Below are 14,564 nucleotides of genomic sequence, written 5' to 3'. Positions count from 1 at the left end.
ACCCGTTGTTTCAGCTCCCGGGTTATTCAGTTTATTCAGTCAGCCAAAACCTGCAAAAGTTAATCCATTTTTTATTTAAGTTTGCCTAAACCCCATCATGACGAAGCCAATAACAGACAATGATAAATTTGCAAGTGATGCTGCGTTCGACAGTTTGTATTCATTAAGAGCACAACAGTTGTCAGCAATTCACTGGACGCCTCTTCAAACCGTTAAGAAGGCTGCCCTGCACCTTACCGGAGGTTCAGGAAAGCGTATACTTGATATCGGGAGCGGTGTAGGAAAATTCTGCATTATAGCCGCGCATTATTTTCCCGATTACGAATTTTATGGAGTTGAACAACGGAAAGCGCTCATAGACGAGGCGATTATTGCCCAAAATGCAACAGGTATCAGCAATGCAACGTTTATTCATGACAACTTTACCACACTGGATCCCGATGAATACGATCACTTCTATTTTTACAATTCCTTTAGTGAAAACATCTATCATTATAAACCAATAGACAACCTGGTCAACTCCTCTCCGGAGATTTATCAGGATTACCTGCAACATTTTCACCAGCTGCTGGAAGCAAAACCATCCGGCACGCGACTCGCTACATTTCATTGCCAGCAAAATGAAGTACCTCCGGGATACAAAAGGATACAGCATATTACAGGTGAAGACCTTAAACTTTGGATCAAGCAATAAAGTTCAACGCTCATGAATAACTTGTTAAATGCTATCAAACGCTTTCCCTACATCAGAGCGTTTGTAACTATTTCAGTTTACCTGCTTTCCATTATATTGATCCTGATGCAAGGTTCAGCCGGCCCCGGGCTGTTTTATTTATTATGCGCCTCTATATTTACAGATACCCTGTTGTACCATAAAAAAAAATACTTCTCCTGTTTGCTGCTGATAGGTACATTGCTCGGCTTCACATTAATTATTGCTTACAAATTAGCTGAAACACCACTATTATTTCAGTTCACAACCCAATCCTGGCTAGGTTTCACTATTCATCTCCTGATTATCAATATTGCCTGCGTTTCCAGCATCAGTATCATTACAAAAAAACTAAGAAATAAGATCACCAAAGAAGCCGAGCTCACCCTTTTGCTGGCTAAAGAAATAGAAGAAAAAACAGTTTTGCACCAGAAAATCAGGGAATCGGAAGATTATTACCGTTACCTGTTTGCTTCCAATCCCGTACCCATGTGGGTTTTTGATAGCAATACCCTAAAATTTCTGCAGGTCAATGATGCCGCCGTAAATTTATACGGCTATTCCCGCGAAGAGTTTCTGAAACTGACCATTATGGATATCAGACCAGCATCGGAAGTGAAAAACGTAATGAACATGGTGGCAGATAAATATTATCCCGTGGCAGATTTCAAAGGGAATATGAAACACCTGAAAAAAAATAAAAAAGTCTTCCCTGTAGAGATACGGAGTAATCCTATACAGATCAACGGGGAAACGGCAAGACTGGTGCTGGCGACCGACATTACGGACCGCACCAACTACATCCGTAATATTGAAGAGCAAAATAAAAGACTGCATGATATCGCATGGATTCAGAGCCATAAGGTCCGTGCGCCATTAGCGCGGGTAATCAGCCTTGTAGATCTGCTATCAAGACCAGCGGCAAACCTTGAGCAGGAAGAAATATTAAAGTACCTAAGTATCTCCGCAGATGAACTAAATCAGATAGTTACCGCTGTAATTAAACAAGCAGAAGAAGACAGCCGTTAACTTTTAATTATAAGCAGGCAGGCAGATCCTTTATAAATTATATTATATCCATACCAAAGCATATTTTATTTCTTGGAAGATAAACTATAAATGCGTTATTTTGAGGAGAATATAATTTACAACTCCGCTATCAGGTAATAGTGGGGATCAATAATAACGCAAAGTTAAATCAAAAAATAAATGAACCAGCAAGCATCCTTAAATGTGGATTATACTGAAAATTCATTCGTACTTATCAACACCAATAAGGAAGTTATTTTCTTTAAAGTCGATCAAACTCAGGAGATTGAAATATATTTACCACATCAGCCCGTAACAGGCCAGCCTGTATTGGACTGTATTTCAATTTCTTATAAACACGATTTTAATGAAGTACTTGACCGTGCACTGGCGGGTGAATCCATTACTTTCAGAGATGAAATGACACACCGGTTAACAGAGCGGCCTTTCGTCATCATCATTACCTGCACGCCCATATACATTGCAGGAGAACTCAGCTATATTAACTGCACATTTGCAACAATGAAAAGGGTAACAGATATTGTCAGAAAATTTGACGATTATTCAAAATTTGCCTCCCATGAGCTCAGGCCGCCCATTACAAATATTTTAAGTTTATCCAACCTGCAGAATTACCCAAAAATGAAAACCTATGATGTGGATCGCATCAGGTTTTTATTAAATGATATCTACGAACAGGCCGAGAAACTGGATAATGTGATTATGGTATTAAACGGACTCATCAATGATAATGAGGAGAACAAGCAACAGCAGGAAATTCCCGCGCAATTACAAAAGGCTGCTTCAGGAATAGTTAATCGCCATATTGTCCTTGTAGATGACGAGCCTATTGTTAACAGGCTGCATCAGATGTTACTGAAGAAATACCAGCAGGACAGGACAATTATAGATTTTGCAGACCCAACGCTGGCAATGGAATATGTGATCAGCAATAAACCAGATCTGATCTTTCTGGACCTGAACATGCCAAAGATCAACGGTTGGGAATTCCTGAAGCTGATTGAAGATAACCGGATCAAAGTATCCGTCATCATTGTCTCTTCCTCTATCGATGAACATGAAAAAGCTAAAGCCAAAGCTTATCCTTTTGTAAAGGACTTTTTAAGCAAGCCGCTTACCAGTGAAAATATAAGCGCAATGTTCTCTTAAACATTGCGCTCTTTGATTTATGCCCAGAGATTTTCAGGATAAACCTTTTCATCAATCAGCTTTTGCAGTTGTGCTTTCACAACAGGTGCGTCTTCTTTAAAAGTTACACCAAACCACTTCGCTTCTGTAGGAATCATTTTCACTACGCCATTCCCGGAATTGATTAAGGTATCAGCAACCTCAGGTATTAAAAATTCGGCCTTCAGTTCTGTTTTATTCTCATCCAGGAACTTGTAATATTCAGCTTCAGACCAGTTTACAAATTCAGGCGTAAAGCAAAAGAAATTCATACTTACTTTAGTGTCTAAAGGAAGTTCCAGATCAGCCTCAGCCTCTTTGGTAAATGCTTTACCTTCTTTTTTATAGATTTCCTTACGTTCTGTAATACTCACAATATTTTGTGCCCCATCCACATTGATTTCACCACGGGTCACAGATCCATTATCACTCAGTGTATTTTTCAGCTCGTAACCAATGCAGGCATATTTCCCATCTGCTATTCCATTGGAAAGAAAATCATACGCTTGTTTAAATGCGTCAAATCCATAGAAATCATCCGCATTAATTACCGCAAATGGTGCATCCAGTACATCCTTGCAGCACAATAACGCATGCATTGTACCAAAAGGTTTTGTACGTCCTTCAGGAAGTGTTCTGCCACCGCTAAAGCTTTCCAGCGACTGATACACGTATTCCGTTTCAATCTTACCCGCTAGCTTAGGTTCTATAGTAGCTTTAAATGCCTCAGAAAACTCTTCCCTGATAATAAAAACGACTTTCCCAAATCCGGCCTGTATTGCATCGTAAATAGAATATTCCATAATCGTTTCACCTGAAGGCCCGAAGGATTCAGTTTGTTTATTTCCACCGTAACGGCTTGCCATACCAGCAGCCAGTATAACCAGGGAAGGCTTGGTTGTAGTCATAGATTATTGTTTTTAAGATTTATTTATAAAACTAGCAAATTTCCTCTAGATTCAGACAGGAGGTATTCACATTTTAAGTACAGAAATGATAACAGAAAAAATCCAACATTGGTTTGATTTCGTTTATAATGCAACAGCTAACCAATAAGCCATATGAACAGTTTTGAAATCGAAGTGATGAGCCAGCATTACATGGGATCATTATCCGTTGAATCCGTTAGTTCCGATCATAAATTGTTCGCCGTCTATCTTCATAGAGAGATTATAGGCCTGGTCAAACCCATCAAAAATCCCCGGTCCACAGGATGGTATTCCCACGAGATTACCGATAATGAACTTTTAAAACAGATAGGCGACTGGATTGATTATTACTATCCGGAAAGCACTGCTAAAAAGCATTCTCTTCACCATGAAATACATTGATGATGGTCATAAATATGATCCTTACATCAAGCATACTGCTCCAGTTCTCCAGGTACCAGATGTCATGCTCCACCCGTTTTTGCATGGCCGTGTCATCCTTAGTTTCGCCGCGATAGCCGTTCACCTGTGCCCAGCCTGTAATCCCCGGCTTTAAAAACTGTCTCACCATATACTGGCTGATAATCGCTTTATATTCCTCCGTATGGCGCAGCATATGCGGTCTCGGACCAACCACACTCATCTCTCCCATAAATACATTAAAAAACTGGGGCATCTCATCCAGGCTGCTTTTGCGCAGGAATTTCCCGATAGTCGTTACCCTGTTATCATTTCTGGTCGCCTGCTTATTATCGCTGTCATTGTTCATCCGCATACTTCTGAACTTATAACACCAGAAAGGTTCGTCATTAATACCGCTTCTCTGCTGTTTAAAAAGTACCGGTCCTCTACCCTGTAGTTTAATCAGTAATCCTATAATGGGATATAACCAGCTCAATACAAAAACGATCACTATCGTACTGAAAACAATATCAAACAAGCGTTTCTTAAATCGGTTACCCATGCTTTCCAGAGGTTCATCCCGTAGTGTAATTACCGGAAATTCCCCGCCCATATAGGTAATGGTATAAGGTGCTGATAATGCACCTGCAAGATCGGGAATAAACTTTAACCGCAATAACTGTTTGTCAGCCTCCTTTACGAGCGGACCGATCTCCCGCATGCGCGAAGGTGAAACGGAAACATAAAGATCTTTTACACCTGAGTTTGCGGCATCCTGCAGGGTTTGTACAGCCTCTGCAGACAGGCGACCAAAACCGTCGCCGTACATACTTGCCTCGTCACCAATCAAGCCATAATATTCTAAATTCCGCTGCTTCTGAAAGTAGTCCGCCAGGCGCAAACCTGTATCATTGTTCCCCATCACCGCTACTTTACGGGTCAGGTTAAATTTGGTAATCACCAAATGCTGAATATAAGTTCCAATAAATCTGTTCAGCACAAAACCTGCTAATAAAAACACATAGAATAAGACCAGGAACGTCCGTGAAAATTCATAATCCTTCGCAAACAGCAAATAAATAGAAAACAGCACGAAGTGCAGCAATAAACTCTTTAAAGTTCCCCTGTAAATCCGCTCAATTTTACGTGCGTTATATGCCGTATACAAGCGGAATATAGCCGTATTAAAAAACCAAAGCAGATTACAAACCACCAGGTAATGCTGCTGTATTTCCTCACTGACTACTTTACCCATATATCCGGTAACGTAATAAGCAAGCACATAAATGAGATTGATCATGATTACATCCGTAATCGGCAGGATATATCTCAGCAGGTAGAGGTATCGGGTTTGGATAGGCATGTTAAATATTTTATTAAGTTAATTCCTCAGCTGCCATTGCAAGCCAATCATTGAGCCAAAATTATTATACAGCTCACCAAAGTCGTAGGCAATGGTGCCTGATAATGATAATTGTGAATTTGGAACGCGCCAGCTTACCTCTTCCATGGTATAAAACTGTGAAAGTGGGATATCAAAATTTCCCGGCGAATAGTTCCCGTAATTCTTCGTATAGGTGAGCTTTGTTTTGGTAGAAATCTGCTTGTTGATTTCATATACAAAAGCGGCATGACCACCTACTACACGGTTATTAATGATATTACTCAAAGGTTTAATATCACGTTGCGGTCCGTCCCAATCATAGGGCTGTACATCGTTAAAATACTTCGATCCTCTTACCCGGTTAACGAATAACGGCGTACCAATAATCTGATCATTATACTCCCATCCCGTCCTGTACACGCCATTATTATAATAACTTTCTCTGTACTGCTGCGCATAGAAGTCATTCATCTGCTTGGTATAAATGAATTCCAGCACCAGCTTTTTCAATTTAGCACCGGGCTTTTTATTAGTAATATTTAAACTTAACAACCTGTCGATATTTCTGATGTCAATACCCTGTCCCATATCAAAAGGAGTCTGGTTGTTCAGGTTAATTTTATAGTGCTCATTCTCCCATTCAGCACCCGCTTCAATTACGCCACGCTGGTCGCCCGACCTGTTAGGTCTGATCTGACCGGTCGTACTTCCGTCATCTGACTCTTTAGCCAGCAGGATATTCCAGAAGCCGCCCCATGATTTATCCAATGATAAAAAATCAGGTCTGGAACCACCCCATACGGCGTAATGTTGTATACCCCCATATAATTTCAGCTTGCGTTTTCCCAGTCTGAAATAAATATTTTTTTCATGCAGGTAAGCACCCTTCATAAACTGGTTGTCTCCCATTAATCCATGTCCAAGCTGTCCTTTAAACTGGATCCATCCGTTCGTAAAAGGAATCGCTGTATAGTCGAGCGATAACTTAATTTCAGGAATAGGCAATGCGTTCCCGCTAATACCAAGCGATCCAGACGAAAGATCCGGATCCACCTCGCCGACTACCTGCTTAAACCTCCCCACACTTAATTTCAGGTTTTTGTAGGTCGCCTTTAGATAAGCCTCCTGAATCAGTGTTTTACGCAGGTGGTCGTTATTATAAATATCAACCCCATAGTCCAGTTTCAACCAGGACAATACCTGGTTCGTATTCGTGGCTCTCACATGTGTGGAAAAATCAAACTGCTGGTCAGATATGATCCCATAACGGTTAGCTACAAGCCATAAAGGAAGATAGTCTTTAGAAGCAACAGTCACCGCTGTTCCTGCCTGCACCTGTAAAGAATCAAGCACCTGCGCACTGGCGGATACCGTCAGGCATAGAGATAAGGTGAAAATTAAAAGGTATTTCATAGGTAAATAGGTTTAAAATCAGGATACATCCGCCAGCATCTTTGGCAGAATATTACGTTTATCTAAAAATTGCTCTGCATATTTACGTGCATTCACACGATACTTATCATGGTCATTCTCCGCAATAAATACAATAGTCCGGGCCAGTTCATTTTCATCTTCCGCAGCAATCACTACGCCCATATCATGCGCATGAATCACATCATGCAGGGTAGTGCCTGCATTTGCAGTAACCAACGCCAGTCCACCTACAGATAAAATTGAGGTCAGCTTAGAGGGCATCACCAGGTCACTCGCATTTGCTTTTTGTAACACCAGGTGTACATCTGCCATGTTTAGAAATTCATTGAAAACATCAAAACCCTGTAAAGGCAGAAAATCAAGATTCTTCAGGTTCTTCTCCGTAGCCATTCTAATCAGTTCCTGCTTAAAAGGCCCTGTACCACAAATCACGAATTTTATCTTTTCTTTTTCCTGAAGTTGTTCTGCGATACGGATTAAAGCATCAAGACCTTGTTTCTCACCAATACTACCAGAATAGAGTATAATCTGATGATCTTCCCCATAACCCCATTTCAGTTTCAGTGCATTACGGTCAGGCAAGGGAAAAAAGGTTTCTGTATCCACCCAGTTCGGGAAAAACATAATCTTCTTTTTTACTTTTTTTCCTACCCTCGCAATCATCCCTTCAGAGATAGTACTCACAAAATTCATCTTCCTCAGAATAAAATTCTCCAGCCCAAACAAGGCATCAAACATCCAGTCATGTTTCAGCATGTTCAGCTCTTTCGCTGCTTCTATCTGTAAATCCTGGATATGATAAACGATTTTACCACCCCGGATAAACCTGTACATCAAAGCCAGTATAGCCAGGTGAAAAGGCGGTGCAATACAAAAGATCAGGTCCTGTTTCTTCTTGAACAGCAATTTAAACACCATCATGCCGGCCGACATAAAAAAATTGGCTTCATGTAATAACCTCTTCAATCCCGAAGGATCTTTAGGCACATACAAAGGGCAGCGGTGTATGGTTAAATTATCATTGCAAAGCTTCTCTGTTTTATAAAAATTACCATGGTAAGGCTGCTGCACCTGCCAGTTAGGATAATAAGGAAAACCTGTAACCATCGTTACCTGGTGACCATCATTAGCCAACCATTGAATCATCTCACCTGTATACTTACCTATCCCCGTCAGTTCGGGTAAACAATTAATTCCTAATACTAAGATCCTCTTCTTCATATCCATCTTGCTTTAATATAACTTAAGGGATTTCCTTTATAAATACCATTCTCTGCCACATCCGCCGTCACTACAGAACCTGCGGTGATGATGGAATCCACACCTACAGTCACTCCCGGCGATACAAATACGTTTGCACCGATCCAGCAACCATCCATCAGTCTAATCGGCCCGTTCCGGTAGGGCATTTCCGGAATCCTGTAATCATGGTTACCGCCACATAAAAAGGCACGCTGCGATACACAGACATTATCACCTATAGTCAGCAACTCAAAGTTCAGCAAAAATGCCTCCTCTCCAATCCAAACATCATTTCCTATCACCAGCTTCCACGGAAAATGTATATTTACCCTTGGCTTAATGATCACACCGCTCCCTACTTTAGCACCAAACAATTGCAGCAATGCTTTCTTCAGCGCATTTGGATAAGGCATGGCCGACAAAAAGAAAATCATCTTGATAAAATACCAGCTGATTTCTTTGAATTTACCCGCACCCCGGTCCAATCCAATCTGAGAATTGAATGCGCCAAGGTTTACTTTCGACTGCCGTTTTGCTGCTTCCATATTACAGTTCAGTATCTTTTTTTAATTTTTCTTCTTCAATAATCCGCAAGGCGAGAATAATCTCTACCATCGTACGCTGAAGAGTATAATGCCAGCCTCTCCAGCCGTTAAATATCAGTCCTTTTCCAAACAAGGTGTAAAAGAACACCAGGAAAGGCGCGATGATCTTTGTCTTCCTTATTTTTGAACTCATTGGTAGTGGCCCCGTGCTCGCAATCAGTTTATTCGCTTCTTTGATGGCGTATCCATCCTGGTTGCTCAGCCAGCGGCTCAGCGATTTTCTATCGTCATGTAAAATAACTGCCTGATAGGAGCCTGTCTCACCATTCACTTTCAGCCTTTGAGTATGTCCGTCGTCGTAGTAAAAGCATTTAGACTTTCTAAACAGCACAGGCCTTGGCGTGGTATTGTCCTTCAGCAGTGGTTTACCAAATACCAGAAATTTAAACCTGGTATCATAAGCCGGTTTGTCACCGGTCGCCACCCATTTCTTTGTTTCTGCAATAAAATCTTCAGGCAGCACATAATCTGCATCCAGGCTCAGTACCCAGTCGCAGTCTACCAGAGAAAGTCCATAATTCCACTGGATCGCATGTGTATCAAAAGCACGCTGCTCTACCACTACATTTTCATATGCCGCTGCAATTTCCAGCGTTGCATCTGTACTGAAACTATCCAGAATAACCACTCTTTCCAGCCAGGTCAGCTGATCCAGCACCCTTTTCAGGTTAGGTTCTTCATTTTTGGTCAGAATCACTGCTTGCAGTAGTGTAGCGCTTAGCTTTTCCATATCTATATTTTATTTACCTCTATACCGTTTCTAAAATCTTTTTGTACTCATTCGCATAATTTTCAATCAGTTTATTAGCTGAAAAATGCTGCTCAATGATCTTTCTTCCACTTTCCCTGATTGTTTTGCGGTGTTCCGGATTTGCCCTCGCCTCAGTCAGCTTGATCACTACATCTTCCACTTCCAGAGACGAAACCCAGCCCAGATCAAGCTGTCTCACTGTTGCAGAAAGCGCAACTTCTTCAGATACCAGCACAGGAGTGCCCATATGTAAAGACTCAATCACAACATTCGCAAAGTTTTCATTGAGAGACACCAGTACGAAGAGATCAGCATGCATCAGTGCCTCGAATTTCTCTTCCCTGTTTAACCAGCCTAACCACTCTATTTTATCCGCAATATTTAAATCAGCAGCCAGATTTTTTAGCTCACTGATATATTCTGCCTCTCCGGATCCGGCTATTTTCAACACTATATCAAAACCCAGGCCGCTAATTGCACGGAAAAGGATTTCTATACCCTTTTTGGGGTGTACGCGCGACATAAATATGATCGTAAACACCTTGTTATCAGGCGCCACAACCGGTATCTCAGGCAGCGTAATAATGTTAGGCTGTATAAACCCTGTCCAGTTATCAATGACCAGTCTGCACTCCTCATACTCCGATTCCGCGGTCGCATGAAAGGTGCTGCGCGATAAAGCAAATTTTCCCGTAACGCTATGGATCAGCTTTTTCGATTTACTGCTGCCTGAATTAAAAATATAACCGCTTAACATCCCTCGTGGTGAAATCACCACCTTAACTTTTTTGAGATGGCAGATACAGGCCGCAACAATGACCAGGAAGTTCCACCAGGATTGAATATGGACAATGTCATAGGCCTTTACATTGGCATATAAATGTTTCCAGAGGGCCGTTGATACATGCGTAGGATCTTTTGTAATCCGCTTGAAGTAAGTTACCTTCACTCCATCCACATCCATCACCTGACCCGGTACTACATCCAGTTCCACTTCCCCGTTGGCAGTAGTCGTGAATACGTCCACCTCATGCCCGGCCGCAACCAGTCCCTCACATAACTTTGAAACCGACTCTATCGGTCCTCCATAAATGTAGGCAGGTTTATAAGAAGGCACTATATGTAATATCTTCATGATGATCAGTTCTTAGCAGTTAATACTTCTTTATAAATTTCCTCTATCCTGTTCAGCGCATGTTCCAGATTAAACTGTTTCACGTGTTCAACCCCTCTCTCTATCCAATCCTTCTTCTCTTCACCCTGAATTTGTACAGCTTGCTGTAAAACCACCGCAGCCTGTTCTGCCCATTCAGCATCATTCCCCGGCGGACGACGGTCTATCAGCAAAGCAGCCGCACCAGCAACTTCCAGCATGGGTGCTTCATTGGTCGTAATCACCACTGTTCCCGATGCCATCGCTTCGGCTATCGGCCAGCCAAAACCTTCAGCTATAGAAGGGAACAGAAAAACCGACGCCCCGGCGTAGGCCTTTTTAACCACTTCATCACTCACACCCACAATAAAGTGGATATCATTTTTATAATCAGAATTATTTCTCTTTTCCTCCAAAGCAACCGCAGGTTTTGGTCCTATCAGCAATAGGGGCAGATTACCTTCCTGTTTTTTTCTCCAGGTATCATAAATCGCAATCACGCCTGTTCTGTTTTTATACCATTGGTTGCCCCCCACATGCAGGATATACCCATTAGCCAGATCAAGGTTGAGCTCTTTACCCAAAGACAACCTTGACACATTTTCTGGTGCCGGTACAAATGCAGGATTTAAGCCATTATATACCATCTCTGACCGTTCCGGTTTTACCGCCATAAAACGCTCCAGATCGGTTCTCGTCTTTTCAGATACAGAAATGAAGTTCCTTCCTTTACTATAACCATTTTTAATGTAAGCCTGGTATTTTTTACCACTTGCTGAAGTGATATTTTCCGGGATCTCTCCCAATGCAGAGCGCTGGGCAAGAAAATCATGGCAATGAATTACATGCAGACGATCGGCAATCAATGGTATATAAGGACCCAATGCATGATCGGTGACTACATACAAGGTATCAGCAGGCTGAGTCTTTAATAGCTTTTTCACTGTCCCCGGAAAAACAATATACTGGTCGATATAACTCATCCATTTTTTAAAACCTCCAACAGGAAGTTTTGAAAACTTTGCTTCCGGCTGCCATACTTCTGTTTCATGACCACGTTGCCGCATTCCTTCCGCAAGCATATGGACAAAACGCGGCATGCTCTGTGAACCAAGAAAAGAAGGATGTGCAAAAAAAACTATTTTCATAATGCTGCTCCCCGATCCGTTTTAAATTTCACTATAGCGTCAGACAGTTCCTGTCCGTATTTTTCCCATGGTCTCAACCTTGCTGTTTCCATTGCTGCCCGTCCTGCAGCAGCAATCACACCAGGCTTGCCAATCAAATTTTCTATGGCCTGCTGCAAGGCCACCGTAGAGCCTGCCTCGATAATCCAGCCATTCTCTCCATCCGTAATCAGGTCAGGTCCCGCTGTACGGTCAGTTGTAATCACCGGTGTTCCCTGAGACATGGCTTCAGTAATCACCAGACCAAAGCCTTCAAATAAAGAAGGAAAAACCAATACATCATGTTCCTGCATCAGGCTCAGTACCTCATGGTGTGGTAAACTAGGAATCCATTTATGCCTGCCCAGCGCTTCTTCCAGTGCAGTGCAATCCCCAACAGTCTTCTTTCCGACAACAGTCAGCTCTACCCTTTCACCAATCCCATCCACTGCAGCAAATAAGTCCGCAATACCCTTACGCTGCGACAGTCCGCCTACAAATAATAATTTCAATGGCTTTTTCGCATCATCATTATATTTTCTGTCAGACACTACCGGCGGAAATCCATAAGGTATCACCGTTACTGGACACAGCTTCCCTTCATATTCATTCAAAGTTTTAGCCGTGAAAGAACTGGCTACTAAAATCTGATCAGCCAGCCTCAGCTCTTCATCTTTCCTTTTTAACTTTTCATCGGAATTACGCAATCCTGTTAAAGTAGGCGCCCATTCCGGCCATCTTTCCTGCTCCGCAGTCAACAAGATTTTGGCTGCCTTCCAGTAACCTATAGGTAAATCATAAATACAGATCAGGTTTAGTTCCTTTGCTACTGCAAAAGAATTTAAAGCACCGTCCTCATAAGCATATACTGCATTCAAACCTGCTTTCTTTTCCTGTTTCAACACAGCAGCCACACGCTTGTCGAAATTATTCCAAACCGCATCCACACTAAAAAGGCCTACCTCATGTTTGATCAGCTGCTTAAATCCGAACTTGATCGACAATAAACGACCCAGTTCACGCAATGGCCATACCCCTGTAGCCTGGTGTAAAGTTGTATCGAAACGCCTTCTGTTTAATTCAGCTAAAGGGCCAAAACCACTCAGCTTATCCAGTAAAGTGCCCTTAAATACCGCTATACTGGTATAAAATTTAGATAAAATTCCCGCCTTTGCGCAGGCAACTGCTGCTGCACGCACATTGGCATTACCAGAAGGATGCGAAACTATTATCTTCATATTTTTTTGGTATTGAAGGAAGCGATAATCAGCCCCCCAATTAATGTACTAAACCCAAGATTTGTCGGCTGCGCCCATTGTCCCTGCGGGATCACCAGTAAGCCAAAACTCAACAGTAACCAGGGTAACAAATCGCCATCAGCCAGTTTTTTAAATCCAGCTGCAAAAAGTTTGAATGATAAGCCAAGCCTGATAAAAATCACACCCAAACCCATAATTGTGCCCATCTCCCCCAATACTCTTCCCCACTCTTCCTCAGAAATCAGGAAAGTCGTACGTCCGCTGATCAGCATAGCTCCCACATTAGTTCCCATACCGATTCCGTATCCAAAAAAAGGCTGATCAAATGAGCTGCTTAATGCTTTTGTCATTAAACCTATGTACCTGTTTCCTAAGGTTCCCTGTAAACCACCCTCACTATCACTCGCATTTGTAAACCTCGAAGTAAATACTTCTATAGCTGTTTGAAAGAAAGGTAGCTGGATGAGGATCAGCAGGGAAAGAGTGATCAGCACACCCGCCATAATTACCTTTCCTGCATATTTTCCGTTTCTCAATACACCTATCACAGTAAATACAAGAGTGATACCTATACTAAAGAAGAGCGTGCGACTAATTGATAGGGGAATAGAAGCTAAAACAGCTGCAGTCGCCATAATCAATAAAATCTTATTCATTCCTGTATTAAACCAGAAATAGATCACAAATGGAGCACATAAGGAGAAAAACAAGGTAACTCCCGTAGTAAAAGAGAATGTTCCCGGTGGACGGAAATAACCCATTGCACCACTAAACCCGCCTCCTTCTGTATTATCACCAATACCGCGGTTTACAAAAGAGGCCTGGGGACTATAAAACTGTACTGCAATCAGCAATGCCATCGGGATAGCAATCATTAAAATCATTTTGCCCATCTCCAGCACATCCTCTTTTTTAAAGATCCGCCCGATGACAAACATCAGCGGAAAGTGAACCAGCAATATTCTTGCACCAAACACCGCTACAGGTAAATTTCCGTGTCCAAATAAGAGCGTGGTAATCACACTGATCACCGTAATTACTACCATTGCCGTCAATAAAAATGTATTCGTCAGTTTACCCTTTCTCCAAACCTGGTAAATCAACCATATCGCAACAGGATCACGCACTACCAGTAAAGGAGTTGCCAGCGAAGGAACCAGCCACTTCCGCAGTGCGCCTTCAAAAATCAGCAGAAAAAAATAGATCCAGACCCCCCGTTTTAACCAGAGGTCTTCATCTTTATTTTCCATTAATCTTTTATCCCTTGTGTTTTGCATTATCAAATTCTATATCCTTTATTTTATGCTAAA

Annotated in this window: 14 protein-coding genes; 4 read left to right on the top strand and 10 right to left on the bottom strand. The window is 41.9% G+C overall.

The features are described from left to right. The first annotated feature begins 97 nt into the window (after nt 1–97). The 3 genes from OQX62_RS17440 (at nt 98) to OQX62_RS17430 (ending at nt 2,911) form a co-directional block, all read left to right on the top strand. A complete protein-coding gene (locus OQX62_RS17440; RefSeq protein ID WP_265832903.1) occupies nt 98–694 on the top strand; it encodes a class I SAM-dependent methyltransferase in 597 nt (198 codons plus the stop codon). A gap of 12 nt (nt 695–706) precedes the next feature. Continuing rightward, complete coding sequence (locus OQX62_RS17435; RefSeq protein WP_265832902.1) at nt 707–1,741, top strand: PAS domain S-box protein; 1,035 nt, start codon at nt 707–709, stop codon at nt 1,739–1,741. A gap of 180 nt (nt 1,742–1,921) precedes the next feature. Then, nucleotides 1,922–2,911, top strand: coding sequence for a response regulator (locus OQX62_RS17430; RefSeq protein ID WP_265832901.1), 990 nt, complete (start codon nt 1,922–1,924; stop codon nt 2,909–2,911). A gap of 17 nt (nt 2,912–2,928) precedes the next feature. Here OQX62_RS17430 and OQX62_RS17425 read toward each other — a convergent pair whose 3' ends face one another. Further along, the gene (locus OQX62_RS17425; protein ID WP_265832900.1) at nt 2,929–3,837 is read right to left on the bottom strand and encodes a nucleotidyltransferase family protein; all 909 of its coding nucleotides are present in this window, start codon (nt 3,835–3,837) and stop codon (nt 2,929–2,931) included. 153 nt (nt 3,838–3,990) lie between these two features. Between OQX62_RS17425 and OQX62_RS17420 the strand changes: the two genes are divergently transcribed. Next, a complete protein-coding gene (locus OQX62_RS17420; protein WP_265832899.1) occupies nt 3,991–4,260 on the top strand; it encodes a hypothetical protein in 270 nt (89 codons plus the stop codon). Here the strand turns inward: OQX62_RS17420 and OQX62_RS17415 are convergent. From OQX62_RS17415 to OQX62_RS17375, 9 genes are read right to left on the bottom strand one after another with little or no spacing between them, the layout of a single operon-like run. Continuing rightward, nucleotides 4,226–5,623: an undecaprenyl-phosphate glucose phosphotransferase gene (locus OQX62_RS17415; RefSeq protein WP_265832898.1), complete on the bottom strand. Its 1,398-nt coding sequence runs from the start codon at nt 5,621–5,623 to the stop codon at nt 4,226–4,228. The two genes, OQX62_RS17420 and OQX62_RS17415, sit on opposite strands and share 35 nt — an antisense overlap. 18 nt (nt 5,624–5,641) lie before the next feature. Continuing rightward, nucleotides 5,642–7,057 carry a capsule assembly Wzi family protein gene (locus OQX62_RS17410; protein WP_265832897.1) on the bottom strand — a complete coding sequence of 472 codons (1,416 nt, stop codon included), beginning with the start codon at nt 7,055–7,057 and terminating at the stop codon, nt 5,642–5,644. 18 nt (nt 7,058–7,075) lie between these two features. Continuing rightward, nucleotides 7,076–8,299, bottom strand: coding sequence for a WcaI family glycosyltransferase (locus OQX62_RS17405; RefSeq protein ID WP_265832896.1), 1,224 nt, complete (start codon nt 8,297–8,299; stop codon nt 7,076–7,078). Then, complete coding sequence (locus tag OQX62_RS17400) at nt 8,296–8,865, bottom strand: WcaF family extracellular polysaccharide biosynthesis acetyltransferase (RefSeq protein WP_265832895.1); 570 nt, start codon at nt 8,863–8,865, stop codon at nt 8,296–8,298. The genes OQX62_RS17405 and OQX62_RS17400 overlap by 4 nt, the downstream gene beginning before the upstream one ends. A 1-nt stretch (nt 8,866) precedes the next feature. Beyond that, nucleotides 8,867–9,655 (bottom strand): glycosyltransferase family 2 protein, encoded by a 789-nt coding sequence (locus tag OQX62_RS17395; protein WP_265832894.1) that lies wholly within the window; start codon nt 9,653–9,655, stop codon nt 8,867–8,869. A gap of 19 nt (nt 9,656–9,674) precedes the next feature. Continuing rightward, entirely contained in the window at nt 9,675–10,811 is a 1,137-nt protein-coding gene (locus OQX62_RS17390) for an XrtY-associated glycosyltransferase XYAG1 (RefSeq protein ID WP_265832893.1), read from the bottom strand. 5 nt (nt 10,812–10,816) lie between these two features. Continuing rightward, the gene (locus OQX62_RS17385) at nt 10,817–11,977 is read right to left on the bottom strand and encodes a glycosyltransferase family 4 protein (RefSeq protein WP_265832892.1); all 1,161 of its coding nucleotides are present in this window, start codon (nt 11,975–11,977) and stop codon (nt 10,817–10,819) included. Further along, nucleotides 11,974–13,233: a glycosyltransferase family 4 protein gene (locus OQX62_RS17380; RefSeq protein WP_265832891.1), complete on the bottom strand. Its 1,260-nt coding sequence runs from the start codon at nt 13,231–13,233 to the stop codon at nt 11,974–11,976. Before OQX62_RS17380 ends, OQX62_RS17385 begins: the two co-directional genes overlap by 4 nt. After that, on the bottom strand, nt 13,230–14,504 hold the full coding sequence (locus OQX62_RS17375) for a hypothetical protein (protein WP_265832890.1): 1,275 nt from the start codon (nt 14,502–14,504) through the stop codon (nt 13,230–13,232). The genes OQX62_RS17380 and OQX62_RS17375 overlap by 4 nt, the downstream gene beginning before the upstream one ends. Nucleotides 14,505–14,564: the final 60 nt, after the last annotated feature.

Source organism: Pedobacter sp. MR2016-24 (genome assembly GCF_026239655.1).
Classification (GTDB): domain Bacteria; phylum Bacteroidota; class Bacteroidia; order Sphingobacteriales; family Sphingobacteriaceae; genus Pedobacter.
The sequence above is the reverse complement of the archived record's forward strand: the minus strand, read 5'-3'. Positions and strand labels throughout refer to the sequence as shown.

Coding starts and splice junctions, on each gene's coding strand:
- OQX62_RS17395 (WP_265832894.1), bottom strand. CDS start 9,655: ATGGAAAAGCTAAGCGCTACACTACTGCAAGCAGTGATTCTGACCAAA.
- OQX62_RS17375 (WP_265832890.1), bottom strand. CDS start 14,504: ATGGAAAATAAAGATGAAGACCTCTGGTTAAAACGGGGGGTCTGGATC.
- OQX62_RS17400 (WP_265832895.1), bottom strand. CDS start 8,865: ATGGAAGCAGCAAAACGGCAGTCGAAAGTAAACCTTGGCGCATTCAAT.
- OQX62_RS17435 (WP_265832902.1), top strand. CDS start 707: ATGAATAACTTGTTAAATGCTATCAAACGCTTTCCCTACATCAGAGCG.
- OQX62_RS17425 (WP_265832900.1), bottom strand. CDS start 3,837: ATGACTACAACCAAGCCTTCCCTGGTTATACTGGCTGCTGGTATGGCA.
- OQX62_RS17420 (WP_265832899.1), top strand. CDS start 3,991: ATGAACAGTTTTGAAATCGAAGTGATGAGCCAGCATTACATGGGATCA.
- OQX62_RS17405 (WP_265832896.1), bottom strand. CDS start 8,299: ATGAAGAAGAGGATCTTAGTATTAGGAATTAATTGTTTACCCGAACTG.
- OQX62_RS17415 (WP_265832898.1), bottom strand. CDS start 5,623: ATGCCTATCCAAACCCGATACCTCTACCTGCTGAGATATATCCTGCCG.
- OQX62_RS17410 (WP_265832897.1), bottom strand. CDS start 7,057: ATGAAATACCTTTTAATTTTCACCTTATCTCTATGCCTGACGGTATCC.
- OQX62_RS17440 (WP_265832903.1), top strand. CDS start 98: ATGACGAAGCCAATAACAGACAATGATAAATTTGCAAGTGATGCTGCG.
- OQX62_RS17390 (WP_265832893.1), bottom strand. CDS start 10,811: ATGAAGATATTACATATAGTGCCTTCTTATAAACCTGCCTACATTTAT.
- OQX62_RS17385 (WP_265832892.1), bottom strand. CDS start 11,977: ATGAAAATAGTTTTTTTTGCACATCCTTCTTTTCTTGGTTCACAGAGC.
- OQX62_RS17380 (WP_265832891.1), bottom strand. CDS start 13,233: ATGAAGATAATAGTTTCGCATCCTTCTGGTAATGCCAATGTGCGTGCA.
- OQX62_RS17430 (WP_265832901.1), top strand. CDS start 1,922: ATGAACCAGCAAGCATCCTTAAATGTGGATTATACTGAAAATTCATTC.